This window comes from Marinomonas sp. MED121 (assembly GCF_000153025.1).
Taxonomy (GTDB): domain Bacteria; phylum Pseudomonadota; class Gammaproteobacteria; order Pseudomonadales; family Marinomonadaceae; genus Marinomonas.
This window is the reverse complement of sequence record NZ_CH672434.1, coordinates 35227-50883: the sequence shown is the minus strand read 5'-3', so window position 1 is coordinate 50883 and position 15657 is coordinate 35227. Positions and strand designations below refer to the sequence as shown.

The 15657-nt window shown below is 41.3% G+C and carries 15 protein-coding genes; 11 read left to right on the top strand and 4 right to left on the bottom strand.

The genetic code is table 11. The features are described from left to right. Nucleotides 1-18: 18 nt before the first annotated feature. From MED121_RS21255 to MED121_RS24490, 9 genes are all read left to right on the top strand, one after another. Nucleotides 19-345, top strand: a complete 327-nt coding sequence (locus MED121_RS21255) for a hypothetical protein (protein WP_009836034.1) — start codon at nt 19-21, stop codon at nt 343-345. A 121-nt stretch (nt 346-466) separates the two neighbouring features. Further along, on the top strand, nt 467-1624 hold the full coding sequence (locus MED121_RS21250) for an FAD-dependent monooxygenase (protein ID WP_009836035.1): 1158 nt from the start codon (nt 467-469) through the stop codon (nt 1622-1624). A gap of 590 nt (nt 1625-2214) precedes the next feature. Next, nucleotides 2215-3129 carry a 3-hydroxyacyl-CoA dehydrogenase NAD-binding domain-containing protein gene (locus MED121_RS21245; protein WP_009836036.1) on the top strand — a complete coding sequence of 305 codons (915 nt, stop codon included), beginning with the start codon at nt 2215-2217 and terminating at the stop codon, nt 3127-3129. Nucleotides 3130-3201: 72 nt separating this feature from the next. Then, nucleotides 3202-4071 (top strand): 3-keto-5-aminohexanoate cleavage protein, encoded by an 870-nt coding sequence (locus tag MED121_RS21240; RefSeq protein WP_009836037.1) that lies wholly within the window; start codon nt 3202-3204, stop codon nt 4069-4071. Between the two features lie 87 nt (nt 4072-4158). Continuing rightward, nucleotides 4159-5094, top strand: a complete 936-nt coding sequence (locus tag MED121_RS21235; protein WP_009836038.1) for a cyclase family protein — start codon at nt 4159-4161, stop codon at nt 5092-5094. A 100-nt stretch (nt 5095-5194) separates the two neighbouring features. Continuing rightward, nucleotides 5195-5551, top strand: coding sequence for a cupin domain-containing protein (locus MED121_RS21230; RefSeq protein ID WP_009836039.1), 357 nt, complete (start codon nt 5195-5197; stop codon nt 5549-5551). A 73-nt stretch (nt 5552-5624) separates the two neighbouring features. Beyond that, nucleotides 5625-6440, top strand: coding sequence for an SDR family oxidoreductase (locus MED121_RS21225; RefSeq protein ID WP_009836040.1), 816 nt, complete (start codon nt 5625-5627; stop codon nt 6438-6440). 60 nt (nt 6441-6500) lie between these two features. Further along, entirely contained in the window at nt 6501-7973 is a 1473-nt protein-coding gene (locus MED121_RS21220; RefSeq protein WP_009836041.1) for a sodium:solute symporter family protein, read from the top strand. A 126-nt stretch (nt 7974-8099) separates the two neighbouring features. Next, nucleotides 8100-8246 carry a hypothetical protein gene (locus tag MED121_RS24490; RefSeq protein WP_009836043.1) on the top strand — a complete coding sequence of 49 codons (147 nt, stop codon included), beginning with the start codon at nt 8100-8102 and terminating at the stop codon, nt 8244-8246. 92 nt (nt 8247-8338) lie between these two features. On the opposite strand, the gene MED121_RS21215 is transcribed toward MED121_RS24490, so the two are convergent. The 4 genes from MED121_RS21215 to MED121_RS21200 form a co-directional block, all read right to left on the bottom strand. Then, nucleotides 8339-9106 carry an IclR family transcriptional regulator gene (locus MED121_RS21215; RefSeq protein WP_009836044.1) on the bottom strand — a complete coding sequence of 256 codons (768 nt, stop codon included), beginning with the start codon at nt 9104-9106 and terminating at the stop codon, nt 8339-8341. 201 nt (nt 9107-9307) lie between these two features. After that, a complete protein-coding gene (locus MED121_RS21210; protein ID WP_009836045.1) occupies nt 9308-10336 on the bottom strand; it encodes a TRAP transporter substrate-binding protein in 1029 nt (342 codons plus the stop codon). A gap of 265 nt (nt 10337-10601) precedes the next feature. Next, nucleotides 10602-11069: an anthrone oxygenase family protein gene (locus MED121_RS21205; RefSeq protein WP_009836046.1), complete on the bottom strand. Its 468-nt coding sequence runs from the start codon at nt 11067-11069 to the stop codon at nt 10602-10604. Beyond that, a complete protein-coding gene (locus MED121_RS21200; RefSeq protein ID WP_009836047.1) occupies nt 11069-11914 on the bottom strand; it encodes an NAD(P)H-binding protein in 846 nt (281 codons plus the stop codon). Before MED121_RS21200 ends, MED121_RS21205 begins: the two co-directional genes overlap by 1 nt. Before the next feature lie 154 nt (nt 11915-12068). Between MED121_RS21200 and MED121_RS21195 the strand changes: the two genes are divergently transcribed. Beyond that, a complete protein-coding gene (locus tag MED121_RS21195) occupies nt 12069-13046 on the top strand; it encodes an AraC family transcriptional regulator (RefSeq protein WP_207382851.1) in 978 nt (325 codons plus the stop codon). Between the two features lie 215 nt (nt 13047-13261). Further along, nucleotides 13262-15469 (top strand): diguanylate cyclase, encoded by a 2208-nt coding sequence (locus MED121_RS21190; protein ID WP_036181473.1) that lies wholly within the window; start codon nt 13262-13264, stop codon nt 15467-15469. Nucleotides 15470-15657: the final 188 nt, after the last annotated feature.

Here is a 15657-nt window from a genome sequence, read left to right as displayed (position 1 = left end):
CTTTAGAAGGAGAAAATAATGTACGTGACTGAATTACTAAGTTGGCAAGCTAAAGACAAGGTGACCGATCAGGCAATGGTCTTGGCGGTGGAAGCCATGCTTGATGATCTTAGAAGCTTACCGGGTTTTTTATTTCAAAACTTGAGTAAAGATAGCCAAGATAATTGGGTTGAAGTCTATTTTTGGCGTACAGCTGAAGATGCCCATCAATCAAATGAACGTATGGCTAATAAAGCATCACTGCAGCAGCTTATGCAGTTAATCAAGCCTGAAAGCCTTAAAATGGAGGTGATGACGCCTTTGCAGGACTCGGGATTCTTTCTAAAAAATAATATCAGCTTATGAGTAAGTGGTTGTTATTAAATATATTTTTACATAAAAAAAATTCTGGCTAGAAGAGAACTTGATATACTCATTGTCAGTAAAAAATACTATTTTATTGCATGAGTAAGGAGACGAGATTCTGATGAAAGCTGTCATTATTGGTGCGGGTATAGGGGGGCTAACCACAGCCATTGCGTTACAAGAAAAGGGCATCGAGCCCTTGATCTTTGAAGCCGCCGGTGAGTTAACAACTAAAGGTGCTGGGATTTTAATACCTCCCAATGCGATGGCCGTGTTAGACCAATATAATTTGACCGAACAAATTCAATCTATGGCTCAGCCTATTCAGGCGATGCAAATTTTGAACAACCATGGACAGCTTTTAAGTTCATCCCCAACCTTGCATGAGTATCAAGGGCAAGGCTTTCAAACCCATGCCATTCATAGGGGGAGGCTTCAGCAAATTTTACTGAGTAAGGTGTCAAAAGAAGCGATTAAGCTTGATTATAAGTGTCAAAAGCTCGTTTTTAGAGGTGATCAAGCCATAGTCGACTTTCAAAATGGTTATAAACAAGCGGCAGATTTAGTGATAGGGGCAGATGGGCTGCGCTCTAAAATCAGGCATAACCTTTTTCACCCAAGGTCTCCAGAAAAAGCGCTACGTTACTCTGGTCAAATTTGTTGGCGTGGTATTGCAAGTATTGAGTTGAAGGAAAATTGGCAACATCGACTAACAGAAGTCTGGGGGCGAGGAACACGTTTTGGTTTTGTGCAAATCGCACCGGGGGAAATCTATTGGTATGCCACCCAACACCAAAAAGTGCCTTTTACAGAGAGAGTAGATTTAGCGACGTTGCAAAAAACCTTCAAACATTACGTGTCACCCGTCCAAGATATTCTTGCCAGTACTCCAGAGAATAAACTGATTCATGACCATATTTATGACCTTGACCCACTGACGACTTGGTCTCTTAATCGAGCGGTTTTACTCGGTGATGCGGCCCATGCCACTACGCCTAATTTAGGGCAAGGCGGTGCTCAAGCGATTGAAGATGCCTTTGCCTTAGCGCAGGCTTTATCTGCGTCACGTTCTAGTCAATCCGATATAGAAAAAGCCTTTACGGACTATGAACTCGCTAGACGATCTAAAGTGGATAAAGTGGTCCAAGCTTCTTGGCAAATTGGACAAGTCACCAACCTGTCTAATCCTCTTGCCTGTTATATGCGTAACACCGCAGTAAAGCATATGTCGAAACGTATGCTGCAACGTAGCACAAAGCAAATTTATGCTTGGCCTTAGTGATCAAGTATGATTGCCTGAAACGCATGTCTATCGCTTTTTAATGGCCGGTTAGGGAAAAGTAGAATAGCTGCTTTTCCTTTTTCTCTTATCTTTTGTGCTTTATTTCTTAGCTTTTTCTTATTTCATTTCCTTCGCTTGTTTAACGCCATCTTCTCTAATATGGCGCACTTTTCTTTAGCTCTTCTTTAGCTCTTCTTTAGCTCTTCTTTAGCTCTTCTTTTGTTGAAAATGGTTTTCTGTCGCCTAAAGAGAATTCTTCTCTGTGTTTTTTTGCCGCTTAGTGAATCAGTTACTTAAGCTGGTCAATTTATTCTGATTTTTATTAAATTATTTTTATCAAAATTATAAAGAATAGATCTTATTTTATTTTTATATTTTTCAAAGGGTTAAGCGTATTTCTACATGAGTTTAAAGCAGTTTAATTATGCCTATTAGTGAATTGTAAAACACATAATGACTGTATTGTGGTTGACATGTATCGTTTTGCGGTACAGTATTTATTGCAAGAATAGCTAAAAAGATTCGTTAATGACTTCGTTTATTGCGTTTCTTTTTAAGCAAAAAAATAAAAATAAGAGCAATAAAAAATGCAAAATATCAATACAATCGCAGTAATAGGTGCGGGCCTTATGGGCGCTGGCATCGCTCAGGTTTTTGCTAGTCAGGGAAAAGAGGTCAGAGTGTATGACCCAATCGACGCCTCATTGATGAGTTTGGCTAAACGCATTGGCCAAAACTTAGCTTTGCTTGGACAGTCGCAAGATTGTCTCGAAAACCTGGTTATTTCATCTTCTCTAGCTGATACGGTTCGTGATGCTGACATCGTATTTGAAGCCGCACCTGAGCAGCTTGAAATCAAGCGCTCCATTTTTAGAGAGTTACTTCCCTTAGTTAAAGACAGTGCCATTCTGGCCAGTAATACCTCTGTTATTCCTATCAAAGACATTGGACAAGACCTTGATCATAAAGGCCGTCTTGTTGGTACCCATTGGTGGAACCCTGCCTACCTAATTCCGCTTGTTGAAGTTGTACAGTCAACAACCACAAGTGACTGGGTTGTCGCACAGACTATTGCCCTGTTAGAGCAGGTGGGTAAGAAGCCCGTTCATGTCAAAAAAGATGTGGCGGGATTTGTGGGGAATCGACTTCAACATGCTCTTTGGCGTGAGGCCATTGCCTTAATTAATGACGGTGTTTGTGATGCTGAAACCGTCGATATTGTCGTAAAAAACTCTTTTGGTATGCGACTTCCTGTACTCGGTCCCATTGAAAATAGCGATCTGGTTGGCTTAGACCTGACCTTAGATATTCATAATGTCATTTTGAAAGGCATAAACCGTGATGAAACGCCATCTGCTCTTTTACAAGAAAAAGTGGCACTGGGTGAGCTGGGAATGAAGTCAGGAAAAGGCTTTCGACACTGGACTGACCTTGAGGCTGATCAAGTCAGAAATAACCTAGTGGATTACCTGGTTAGGGTGAATCACAAAACTAACACTTGAGTTTTTTATTCCTGAATGTGGCAGTGAAAATTGCCATTTTGATATCAACATTGTTCTAGATCGAGGTTCACTATGTCACTTGACGATAAAGTCATATTAACGGTTGCTTGTACTGGCGCATGGCCTAAAAAAGCGGATTCGCCTTATGTCCCTTTAACACCACAAGAAGAAGCGGATGAAATAGTGCTTTGTGGTGAAGCAGGAGCATCAATTGCCCATATTCATGTGCGTGACGACGAACATAATGCGTCGATGGATTTTGATAAATTTGCTGAAACCGTTGAGTTGGTTCGATCGCGTTCAGACATTGTCATTAATTTAACCACCTCGGGAGGCTTGGGGCTGGATGATGACGTTCGCATGCGACCTTTCCAAGAATTACGTCCTGAAATTGCTTCTTTTGATGCAGGTACCATGAATTGGGCCCATTCCACCATTTTTGAAAACAGTCCAAAGTTTTTAGAAAAATTGGCTATCTCCATGGCGGATTGTCAGGTGAAGCCTGAAATAGAAATCTTTGATGTGGGCATGATTTACAACCTAGTTTATTACATCAAAAAAGGCCTGATTCAAACCCCACCTCATATTCAGTTTGTCTTAGGTGCGCCAGGAGGCATGACCGCCGAAGTTAAAAACTTGATGTTTTTATTAAGTGTTTGCAAGGACAACCTTGGAAATAACTTCACTTGGTCTGCCTTGGGTATTGGCCGCGGACACCTTCCTATTATGTATGCGGCGTTAGCACTGGGTGGCAATGTCAGAGTGGGGATGGAAGACAATATTTTTTATCGCAAAGGCCAGTTAGCAAAATCTAATACCGAATTTGTAGAGCGCACAAAGCGCATGGTCGCTGAGCTAGATAAAAGCATCGCTACCCCAGATGAAACTAGACAAATTTTGAGTTTACAAAACACCCCTGAAATGCGGTTAAAGCGCATATAAGGGATTAAATATTCTATATCAAATCAATCATACATCCACCAAGAAGAGGTGGTTAATTAGTTAATTTCACTATGCAGGAGAGAAATTATGGGTAAGAAAGTACTTGTCGATTTAAGCCATCCATTTGGTTCTAATATGCCAGTGTGGCCATATTTTAAGAAACCAAAAATTGAAACAATGCACGGTCTTTCCAAGGCAGGTGTATTAACACAAAAAGTAGATTTTGTGATGCATTGTGGTACCCATGCGGATTCGCCACGCCATGTTTTGGAACATGAGTTTGATGGGAAGCGTGCGCGTTATACCCATGAAATGGAGCTTGACGAATATTATGGCGATGCTGTTTGTCTCGATGTAAAAATACATCAATGGGGCCTGATCTCGGCGGCAGATCTAGATGATGCGGTTGAACGTTCTGCTGTGACCCATGAAGAGCTTGAAGGCATGATTATTATTATTCGTACCGGTATGCATTTGAAATGGGATGATTCAAAAGACTACTTTCATTATTGCGCGGGAACGGGTGTAGAAGCGGGTCATTGGTTTGTAAAACATAAGGTGAAAACCGTAGGTTTGGACCAACAAGCTCTCGACCATCCACTGCACACGTCAATGGGACTTAACGGCACTAATATGAACCTTGTAGGACGTTCATCTAAGCCAATTACTGAAGAGTACATAGAGAAATTTGGCGAAGAAGCTTATGCCTGGTTCCATAAAGAGACATTTATCAAACTCCATGGACAAGCTGCCTATGACGAAATGTATGGCTTAATCGAAGAAAAGGCAGGCTGTGTTGGGACATGGGAGCCTTGTCATAAACTCATGCTGGGTAACGGCATTACTGGCTGGGAAAATGTTGGTGGAGACCTTGATAAAGTAGTGGGTAAACGCTTCAAAATTATGGGATTTCCTATCCGTTGGGTAGAAGGTGATGGCTCTATGGTTCGCTTAGTGGCTGAAATTGATGAAGCGGATCTGAATGATGTACCAACCCGTGTTTACCCATACGGTGATCACTAGGTTAATGCAAAAATAAACTAGGGAAGTAAACGGATGAGCTTATTCATGTGTTTGATTAAGCTCATCTCATTTCCCTACGCGTTCTATGAGGTGATTAAAAATGAAAAAAGTATCACTAGAAAAGGTTCAGCCTTATAACCCTCCAGCCCATTTCGATATGACAGCCCTTAAGTTACAAGGCAAAGAAGAAACCGGTATTACTCAATTCTGGCAAGGTCTTTCTTACTTTTTACCTAAGGGTGGGGCAGATATGCAGTATGAAAAAGGCAGCTTTGGTGCCGAATTTGAAAAAACCTATTTCATCATTAAGGGCGAACTTACCATCACCAATGCAGAAGGCGACAGTTTGGTTTTATGTGAAGGTGATTCCATTGCCATTTATCCAAACGAAGGTCGCAGTGTGTTTAATCATACCAATAACACCACAAGCGCTTTGGTAACCGTTTCTACAGGTTAATTTAGTCTTTGTATTAATTGATACGGGTTAACACGCCTTATTAAGGCCAAGAATAATAAAAAGTGAGTGCATTATGTCTATGACAGAAACTTGGAGTAATACCTTTGCTCTAAATATTTTTAATTTAAAAGAAAAGGTCGTTGTTATCACGGGGGGAAATGGCACTTTAGGTGCAGCCTATGCGCAAGCCTTCGCGTTACATGGCGCAAAAGTGGTGGTGACAGCGAGAAATATGTCTACCTTAGAAGAAACGGTAGCGAGTGTTAGGCGAGTGGGAGGGGATTGTGTTGCAATCGCATCCGATGTAACCGACCCCATTGGTGTACAAAGCTTGGTTGAAAAAATTGATGCTGACTTTGGCCAAATAGATATTTTGATTAATAACGCCGGAATGGCTTTTCGCGCAGCGGCAGAAGAGATGCCAGCGGATAAATTTAATCAAGTAATGCAAGTGAATGTAACGGGTACCTTGATTCCTTGTCAGGCTTTTGGTCGTTATTTTATGCAGCAGGGGCATGGTAAAATCGTTAATACGTCCTCGGTGAGAGGTTTTAGTGGTCATCCTGATGGCTATACTGCCTATGCCGCTTCTAAAGCTGCGGTTGATAATCTCACTAAACAACTCGCAACTGAGTGGGCATTTAAAGGCAGAGATGCAGGTTTTAACATCAATGTGAACGCGATCGCACCGACGTTAGTTAAATCGCCGCTTACGCAAGAAATTTGTGAAGACCCAGTTCGAATCGCTCCTTTTTTAGCCCGTCTTCCCATGGGGCGTGTGGCAGAAACCCGTGACATGATAGGCGCTGTGCTCTTTCTCTCTGCGCCTGCTTCTAATTTTATGAATGGCCAAACACTTTATGTTGATGGAGGTTGTACCGCTGGCTAGCTTTATATAAGTGAATAAATAACTAGAGATAAAATAAAAATAACATTATCGAGGTTTAATATGAGCAGTATATTACTCATGGTTTTGATCTATAACATCTTTGTCATTGGTGGAATAGGTTGGTACCTAAGATGGAAAGAAAAGCAAACTCACTCAATTACCGATATGGCTTTGGGTGGACGTGATGCTGGTATTGCGATGTTCTCTGTCACGATTGCAATCACATACCTAGGCTCCGCCCATGTTTATGGGTTAATGGAAATGTCCTTTGTGCTAGGGGCGGTTGCTCTTTGGTTTTGCTTTGCTCATACCATATTAATTTGTGTGATTTGTTTAGGCACAGGGCGTTGGATTCGACGTGTCGGCACAGCGACCATTCCCGAATTGATCGGTAAGCTTTATAACAAGCGATTAAGAACCTATACCGCCTGTGTCGGTGCTATGGTGGTTTTTGGCTTGGTGACACTTGAAACTCAGACACTAGGCATAGGTATTTCCGCTATGTCAGATTGGTCATTGGGTTGGTCATCTGTTTTGGGGGCGGTTATTGGTACTGCATATGTTTGCATGGGGGGAATAAAGCAGACTATGTGGGTTAACCTGATTAATGCAGTGGTGATGTATACCTCAATAATAATTGCCGGAATTTACCTTGCCTTTGTCCTGCCAGGTGGCTGGGAAGGGGTCACAGAGCACTATGTTTCAAATGGGCAAGAGTTTAAGTTATCTATTCTTGCAACCCCTGATCTGCTTGTAGGCTTCTCATTAGCCGCTATTTTTTCTGTTGTCTTCTCTCAATCGGTTAATCAGCAGGGGATGCAGTCGGCCATGTCTGCGAAAAATGAAAAGGTCATTAAACGTTCTTTATGGATTGCAGCCCCGATAAATGGCATGTTTGGGGTCTTTCCTGTGCTCGTGGGTCTAGCTGCGGCAACCATTCCAGAATTCGCAGCGTTAGGGCCAAAGCTCGCTGGTGCAACCATGATAGTTGAGCTTTTACCAGCTTGGCTGGTGGTTTTATTGCAAGCTGGATTCTTAGGGGCACTTTTATCAACCTTTGCTATGTCTGCCTTAGCCCCTGCGACTATCTTTGCTAAAGACATTGTTGGAGCCAATGTGAAAGGTGGCTTATCGGCAAAAATGGAACAAAGCTTGATCCGAAATGTCATCATCCTCATTGGTATCATTGCCGCTAGTATGACCTTTTTCTTCCAGCCTAATGTGATTTTGGCTATTACTTGGTTGTTCGCTTGGTTAGTACCTTTCTTCTTCATTATCTTAGCGGGATTGTTCTGGAAACGACATTCAACCGTGGCTCTGATTGTGGTGTTAGCAGCTTGGATAGTGAACCTCTTATGGTCATTTAGTGACATTAAACAGGGTTTAGGATTAGCCGCTTTTGAAAATGCACATATAGTTGCCATAGTGTCACTGATAGCGACGCTTGTGGGGAATGCTTTAGTTAGCAATGCCAAGCCCGGTCTTTTTAAAGAGTCTAATGGTGAAAAACAGCCTTTAACGGCCCAAGCTTAATTAAATAGGAGTAGAGCAGATGAACTTTGCCACAGAACTGTTACTTATTTCGTTTGTTACCATTATGGGAATCGTTTTGGTATCCATTGTTGTTTCTAAAATTATTGAAAAAATGGGGGCTTAGCCATGAGTCTTGATACAGGTACTGAGCTATGGATGCTTGGAGTGAATGGTTTTGGTGTCGTCTTTTATTTAGTTTCCCTTTATTACTCAAAAATCCTTTCTAAAGGGGGATCGAATGACGAGCTTAAAGAGATGTCTAACAAAGAGTAATTAGGTGCAAGCAAGGAATAAAAAATGCCTTTCTTAGAGATAAGAAAGGCATTTTTATATGTAGGAATGAAACAATGAGTAAGTCAGAAAAATTAAGAAACTTTGCCCAAAGCGACTTCAATAATGTCACAGTACTTAAGTAAGACCTTAGCAAGTTTGTCTTCATTACCATAAAAACGAACTGAAGGTACCGGAATCGAAAGAGCAAGATTTTGTCCGTACGGCCCAGAAATACATGCGCCAACAGCACATAGTCCTTGATGATGCTCTTCTAAATCAAATGCAACACCCATTTGGCGAATGTTATCTATCTCTTTTAAAATCTCGTTTTCTTCAATCAACGTCTTGTTGGTAGACTTTTCAAGTGGGTAGCTAAGTAGCTTTTTAATCTCATCATCATTCATAGCTGCCAATACGGCTTTACCATTGGCACAGCTGTGGATGGGGAAGGGCTGCCCGACCGCCGAAACGGCCATTAACCTTTGCTTCTCAGTAATAATTTGATCGATAAAAATCATGGAAGCGCCATCATGAACAGACAGATCGACGGTTTCTTCGATTTCATCTGATAATTGCTTCATATAAGGCAAGATCACTCTATCGATATCTGCTTTAGCAGCCGAACCTAAGGACACGAGACCAGGGCCAAGCCTGACTCTACCAGTTGGTGATGCAGCAATAACAAAACGCTCTTCATCGAGTGCATAGACAATACGTTGAACTGTAGAACGGGCTAAACCCAAGGCTTTTGCAATGGCGCCTAAACTAAGACCATCGGGTTGGTTTTCAAGCACACGTAAAATGGCTGCTGCTCGAGCAATGACTTGAACACCTTGGCGAGAGCTGCTTTCTTTTTCCATAATTTAATATTTATCTTATTAATTTTAATCAGTTTATGACGAAATATCATAACACAGGGTAAAGTTGACCGTTTATAAATAAATTAGATTAAGCTGAGGTTAAACGGCCTAAGTCACTGCTTCTTTAGTGAGGAAAGCGATAGATTATTTGTCTCTACGACTAGGCTTAATGTTTAACCCCTTCCTGATTCATGGTGTGCCTTATTGAGACAGTTCAGCCACCTTTTTTGTGTAAAAATCATAAGCTCCTTGACCATCTATCCCTTTACAATTTGCTTTTTCAATCCAGTCCTCTGTCATGTATTTGGATGCTTGTTTTAGTTGTGCTTCAAAGTCTGGTTTTGCCGTCACAATCTTGCCCCCCTCGTTGCTAAATTCTTTTAATGCTGCTTCGGATGCCTCTTGCCAGTAGCCCGATGCCAGTTGTGAAAAATGTTCTCCACTCACAGACATGATTGCTTTTTTATCCTCTGGGGGGAGTGATTGCCAAACATCTTTATTCATGACTAAAGAAAAGCCGCTGGCATACACATTATTGGTAAAACGCGTCATAGACTTTGTATAAGGAAAGAGCTTAAACGCACTAACATCACTAGGATCAAGACCTATATGCGCGTTTACAACGCCTGTGCTTATTACTTCACTGGATTTTACTGGTGGAATGGCAATGACTTGGGCACCAATTTTATTCATTAAATTTTCTAATACGCCAGGTAAAGACCAAAGGGTGCGAGAAGTAAGCTCGGCCATTGAGTTGATCGGTGTGTCCGTTTGGCTATAAAGCTCGGCAGGAGAGATTACCCATTGGGATAAAAGATGGATTTGATTTAATTCATCAGGAAAAAACGTTCGATTTGTTTGCCATAAGGCAGCGGACATGGCTCTGGCATCATTGGATGCAACAAAAGGTGTCATAGCGACTAATGCTCCCGTTGTGTGCTCGGGAATAAAGCCGTTGAACTGAACGGCAACATCAACAATACCTGCCTCAACTGCTTGCACTTGCTCTTCTGGGCTGGCAGCAGATGTCGCTAATACTTTGCCACTGACTCTGCCTTTAGATGCCTCTTCAACTTGTTTTAACCAATTGGGTAAGACCTCTTGGCAAACCAGGTGCTGGGCAGGCCAAAAGCAATTCACTTTAAGATCTGTTGCATTAATAGAGGTTGACCAAAATGGGCTTGTGATTGAGGCGAGTGTTATGGCTGAAACTTTAATATGGTTTTTCATTATTTTTTTCCCATAGTTAGAAAGTTTAAAAACGTATGATGTATAAATGTTTATTTATTATCAATATTTAACCGTATTGTAGTTCATTTATATTGCTTTGTGGTTAATTTTTAAAATTATTCTAAACAATGGAATGAATAAACAAAATCAAAAATGGTGCATTTTATTTCGCAAGTGGTCTTAAGCCCACTTGCGTTAGATGGTGCCATAAATTATCCATGCGTTTATTTTTTAAAGCGCAATCGTTTTATAAAATGCGACCCTATTATAAAAGTGCAATCAAATAGCCTATACAGGCTAAAAAGGAGCTGAAACTTCTTAGGTGATTCCAGCGAGTCCATTGCACCTTGTACATGAGCCAGATTTGTTGAGCTTCTTTTTCATTTTTGGCATTTTCAAGGCGATTGTTCAAAGGCACGTTAAAAAACAATGTGCAAAGGAACATGCCAACCACATAAATTGCCCCTGCTCCTTTTACCCAAGGCGCTTCTAGTGGGTTATCCACGATAAATATTAACGTTAGAGCCAATAAGCTAGAGCCAAAAAACAAGGGCATAAAGCCAGATGTGAGTATGACTTTATTAATGCTTTGCATGCTAGCAACGGCTGTTGGGCTTGGTAATGCTTTAAATGAATCCATAATGAAAACGGAGAAAGCGAAGTAAATGCCTGCCATCATGCCTGTGCTGATGGCCGCTATCCCTATGGCAAACTCACTGTATAAAACCGGCATTAGTTGTTTTCTGCTGCTGGAGTTGGAAGAGTCCATACACCTGATGCGAAGGCTTTGGTGGCATAGTCGTAGAATGAGGTCGCAGGTCGACCAAGGGCTTTCTCAACCCCATTTTGGGGGTTACGATTACGGCCATCCATGACCACAGTGAATAGTTCATTCATTAACCAAAGCACCTCTTCAGGTAAGCCTTGTTCTGCGAGCGCACTGAGAAATGTTTTAGCTGAAATCGGCATAAATTGAATGTCTCTTTGTGTGACATTCGCAATAATTTTTACACAGTCATTAAAGGTCAGCGCTTCTGGTCCTGTGACTTCAAAGACCTGATTAACCAGGCTTTGTTGTGTCAAACACGCAAAGGCAACATCAGCGATATCATCCACATCAATAAAAGGTTCAGGAATATCGCCAGAGGGGAGAGCAACTTGCCCTGATAAAATGCCATCGATTAAAAATCCTTCGCTAAAGTTTTGTGAAAACCAGCTAGCACGAACCACATTCCAATCAAGACCACTATTTATCAGAATCTTCTCTGCTTGTTGTGCACCTTCTTCACCACGACCTGATAAGAGGACTATGTGCTTAATTCCCGCAATTTTTGCCTGTCGAATAAATTCAGCGATGGCGGCTTGTGCATTAGGCACTGCAAGGTCAGGCTGAAAGCAAACATAGGCGCGAGTACACCCCTGCATTGCTTCAAGCCAATTGTCTGGCGATAGCCAATCAAACGCAGGGCTAGTACTACGAGAGACGGCTCGTGTTTCTTGGCCTGCGGCGATCAGGCGTTCTTCAACACGGCGTCCAGTTTTACCATTTTTACCAATAATTAAGGTGGATATAGTCATAATGTGTACTCTTTGATGATGAATTAGATTTGGTGTTTCTCGTCTATGTGGCTAGTATTCGATAATTGAGATGGATGTTTAATGCTTAAAGATCTAAGTAATTTAACTTTTCGTCTAAAACTGAGTGTCGTCGTCAATGTGTGAGGAGCTAACCTTGAGAGATACTACTAGGCAGATAGGGTCGTCAAAATTTCCTGCTGCCAATGACCCCTTAGGGGAAATACTGCATCAGCTTAGGTTGGATGGCAGCTTATATTGTCGCTCCACCTTGTTTGGTGATTGGTCTTTAGCCATGCCTGTTCTGACTGGAAAAATGATGTTTCATATCATAAGTCATGGTCAATGTTGGCTCACCATTGAAGGGGAAGCGCCGCAATTACTTAAGCAGGGATCATTGGTGCTCGTGCCTCATGGTTTAGGGCATAGCTTGTGTCGAGACCCAGGGCTAGAGGCCACGCCATTATTTGAAGCAGGTATTAAGCAAGTCAGTGAGCGCTATGAGACTTTGCAGATGGGAGAAGAGAGCGAAGGGGAGTTAACCGAACTGACTTGTGGCTTAATTAGCTTTGATCAATTTGCCGCAAAGCAATTGATTCAGATGCTACCACCATTAATTATGTTAGAAACACTCGCTCAAAGTAAGAGTCGCTGGCTCAATGCAAGTTTGGACTTGATTGCAGCAGAAGCCCGTCAGCTTAAACCCGGTGGGGAAACCATTATTACCCACCTTGCTGATATTTTAGTGATACAGCTGATTCGTCATTGGTTGGAAGAATCACCAGAAGCGAATCAAGGTTGGTTAGGAGCGTTAAGGGATAAGCACCTAGGTATTGCTCTAAGAGCGATTCATCATCAACCGCAAAAAAACTGGACGGTAGATTCACTGGCGAGAGAGTGTGGTATGTCCCGTTCGGGCTTCTCTGCGCATTTTACGTCGCTAGTGGGTAATACGGTTAAAAACTATCTGACCCATTGGCGTATGAACTTGGCTTATCAAAGGCTTCAGAAAAAAAGTGAGCCTCTAATTATTTTGGCCGAGGAGTTTGGTTATAGCTCAGAAGCGGCTTTTTCCAGAGCGTTTAAGCGTGTGATGGGGGTGTCTCCCAGCCAGATTGGTTCCTCATTGCTTTGATCTAATGCCCTAATTCTCACCCATGGCGAATAGTCCATGAGCCGCCACTTGTTTTATTAAGGGCTCGATACTGCTTGTCTTATCTTCTCTCTCTGGGCTAAAGTGGACAGTGCCTTTTAGGTTAGATTATCTTTAGGCATTAAATTATTTATGGTAATGAATGGATTCAATTGATTGCAAAGGTCTGCTGCTAGCCATTATGTGTGAGCAATCATATGAACTTAAGATACAAAATATCGCTATCCTTAATTTTTTCTACGCTTGTTCCTGTCTCCCTTATGGTTTTCTTCGTACTTTGGCATGTCACCAATGATGCAGAAGAAAGTGCTAAACAAACCATTCAAAATTACATGCAACTTATGTCAAGTAAACTCACTGACGAGTTTTATACTAGCATTCGTGAAGTTGAAATATATGCGCAGGTTGAGCAGGTTAAATCCATGGAGCCTGCTAATTTTATCCCTTTTCTTAAAAAAGAGTTTTTACGTCAGAATGGGCGTTATGAAAAACTTCTTGTCAGTGATATCGATGGACATTTATACAATACAGCATGTGGAAATCCAGCATTAAACTATAAATGCAGTTTTGATGACAATGACCCTAATTCATCCCCTAAGCTTTTAACTGGCCGACAATATTGGCAAGAAACTGTCGGTAATAATGTATCGAAAACACAAGTCACTTATCTCTCAGATCCCATTATTTCTTATACAACGGGGGTTAGTCAGCTCATTATTGCTAGCACTGTTTTTGATGACAATAATCAGCTTAAAGGAATGATTGGGGCATCCATCGAATGGGCCAGAATTTCTAAGCTGATCACGGATTTATCACAGAAAATTTTTTCCCAATATAGTTGGCAACCAAAAATTATGCTGATCAGTGATAGTGGCACTTATTGGTATCACTGGGATAAAAATAAGCTGGTGCATCTTAAAAAAGATGCTCAAGGAAATGTCATTAAAGATGAGAAAGGCTTACCTATATCTAAAGCGTATAGCATCAATAATGAGCCTGAAACGGCTCTTCATTTAGCGCACAGGGATATGCTGCAAAAAAAATCTGGCATCACTGAGTTTGAACTTGCTGAAACAGGCGACATTCAGTATTTGTTTTACCAACCGATTGAATCAAGTCAATATTCCATTGCCTTGATGGTGTCAGAAAAAGATGTAAACCAAGTCTCCTATGACTTAAAAAGCCTCTATGTGGTTGTTTTTATGATCGCTTTATGTGTGTTTATGTTTGCAGCTATTTGGATTGCTAAAGCAATTACAGATCCTATCGGTCGTCTTATGGGCCAAGCTAATCGCCTAAAAGAAGGGAATTACGCCATAGAAAGTAAACAGTCAGGCAGTGGTGAGCTAAGTGAGTTATCTGAAACCTTTGCCCAAATGGCGACTGTGATTCTTGATAGACAAAAACGCCTTGAAATCAGTGAAGAAAGGTTTGAGTTAGCAATGAAAGGGGCAAATGATGGGCTATGGGATTGGAATTTACTCAATAACGATGTTTATTACTCGCCTCGTTGGAAAAATATGTTGGGCTATGGAGAAGATGAGCTCGACAGTGAGTCAGGTACCTATTTTAGGCTCTTGAATAAGGGAGACTATAAGTACCTAAAAAAAGAAATTAAAGCGGTTCGCTTGTCCGATAAAGATGCTTTTAGCTATAAAATCCGTATGCGACACAAGGCCGGGCATCTTGTTCATATTTTGACTCGGGGTGTTGTCGTAAGGGATGAAAAGGGAATTGCAAAACGTTTTGTTGGTACCCATGTGGACATAACGGAACAGACGTTGAATCAGGAAAAAATTCAAAAGTTGAATGAAGATCTTGAAAAAACAGTCAGAGAAAGAACCCTAAAATTAGAAGTGGCAAATCGACACCTTAACGAGTTAGCCATGCTGGATATGATGTTAAACATAGGTAATCGCAGAGGGTTAGAGCGACACCTAAATCTAACGCATACTCGATTCAAAGAAGAGGGCCAAAATTACGCTGTACTGCTATTTGATGTGGATTATTTTAAAAGATATAACGATTTATTTGGGCATCAAGAGGGTGACAATGTATTAATTAACGTGGTCAATTGTCTGAAGGATAATCTCAACAAATCTGAAAAGATTTACCGTTATGGCGGGGAAGAATTTATTTGTGTGTTACCTGAAAGCAGCCTAAATAAAGCCATAACCTTAGCCCAAAAAATGGTACTGTCGATTGAAAATCTGCAAATCAAACACGCTAAAAGCCATTATGGTGTGGTCACTGTGAGTGTTGGCTGTGCTGAAGTGAGAGCGGATGATATGAGTTGGGAACAACTGATTAGTCGCAGTGATAAAGCCTTGTATGTGGCCAAAGCCAAGGGGCGCAATCAAATCTCTGCTGATAGCTCTCCTTATGAAAGTATGTTTAATAGCTAAGCCATGGGTTTTTACACAGGCATAAAGTTGAGGAACCTGCGATCTAAGGATACTGCGATTAAGTTACCTCTTTTTAGTCCAATCTTTATAGCCTTACACAAAAAAGTGTCAAACAAGGTGTTACTTTTATGTTTGATCTTGACCCTATTAAATTGAGTGGCAAAAAAAGGCTTCCGAAGAAGCCTTGT

Excerpts from the sequence above, each read along its gene's own strand:
- MED121_RS21255 (WP_009836034.1), top strand. The coding sequence starts at position 19 with ATGTACGTGACTGAATTACTAAGTTGGCAAGCTAAAGACAAGGTGACC.
- MED121_RS21250 (WP_009836035.1), top strand. The coding sequence starts at position 467 with ATGAAAGCTGTCATTATTGGTGCGGGTATAGGGGGGCTAACCACAGCC.
- MED121_RS21245 (WP_009836036.1), top strand. The coding sequence starts at position 2,215 with ATGCAAAATATCAATACAATCGCAGTAATAGGTGCGGGCCTTATGGGC.
- MED121_RS21240 (WP_009836037.1), top strand. The coding sequence starts at position 3,202 with ATGTCACTTGACGATAAAGTCATATTAACGGTTGCTTGTACTGGCGCA.
- MED121_RS21235 (WP_009836038.1), top strand. The coding sequence starts at position 4,159 with ATGGGTAAGAAAGTACTTGTCGATTTAAGCCATCCATTTGGTTCTAAT.
- MED121_RS21230 (WP_009836039.1), top strand. The coding sequence starts at position 5,195 with ATGAAAAAAGTATCACTAGAAAAGGTTCAGCCTTATAACCCTCCAGCC.
- MED121_RS21225 (WP_009836040.1), top strand. The coding sequence starts at position 5,625 with ATGTCTATGACAGAAACTTGGAGTAATACCTTTGCTCTAAATATTTTT.
- MED121_RS21220 (WP_009836041.1), top strand. The coding sequence starts at position 6,501 with ATGAGCAGTATATTACTCATGGTTTTGATCTATAACATCTTTGTCATT.
- MED121_RS24490 (WP_009836043.1), top strand. The coding sequence starts at position 8,100 with ATGAGTCTTGATACAGGTACTGAGCTATGGATGCTTGGAGTGAATGGT.
- MED121_RS21215 (WP_009836044.1), bottom strand. The coding sequence starts at position 9,106 with ATGGAAAAAGAAAGCAGCTCTCGCCAAGGTGTTCAAGTCATTGCTCGA.
- MED121_RS21210 (WP_009836045.1), bottom strand. The coding sequence starts at position 10,336 with ATGAAAAACCATATTAAAGTTTCAGCCATAACACTCGCCTCAATCACA.
- MED121_RS21205 (WP_009836046.1), bottom strand. The coding sequence starts at position 11,069 with ATGCCGGTTTTATACAGTGAGTTTGCCATAGGGATAGCGGCCATCAGC.
- MED121_RS21200 (WP_009836047.1), bottom strand. The coding sequence starts at position 11,914 with ATGACTATATCCACCTTAATTATTGGTAAAAATGGTAAAACTGGACGC.
- MED121_RS21190 (WP_036181473.1), top strand. The coding sequence starts at position 13,262 with ATGAACTTAAGATACAAAATATCGCTATCCTTAATTTTTTCTACGCTT.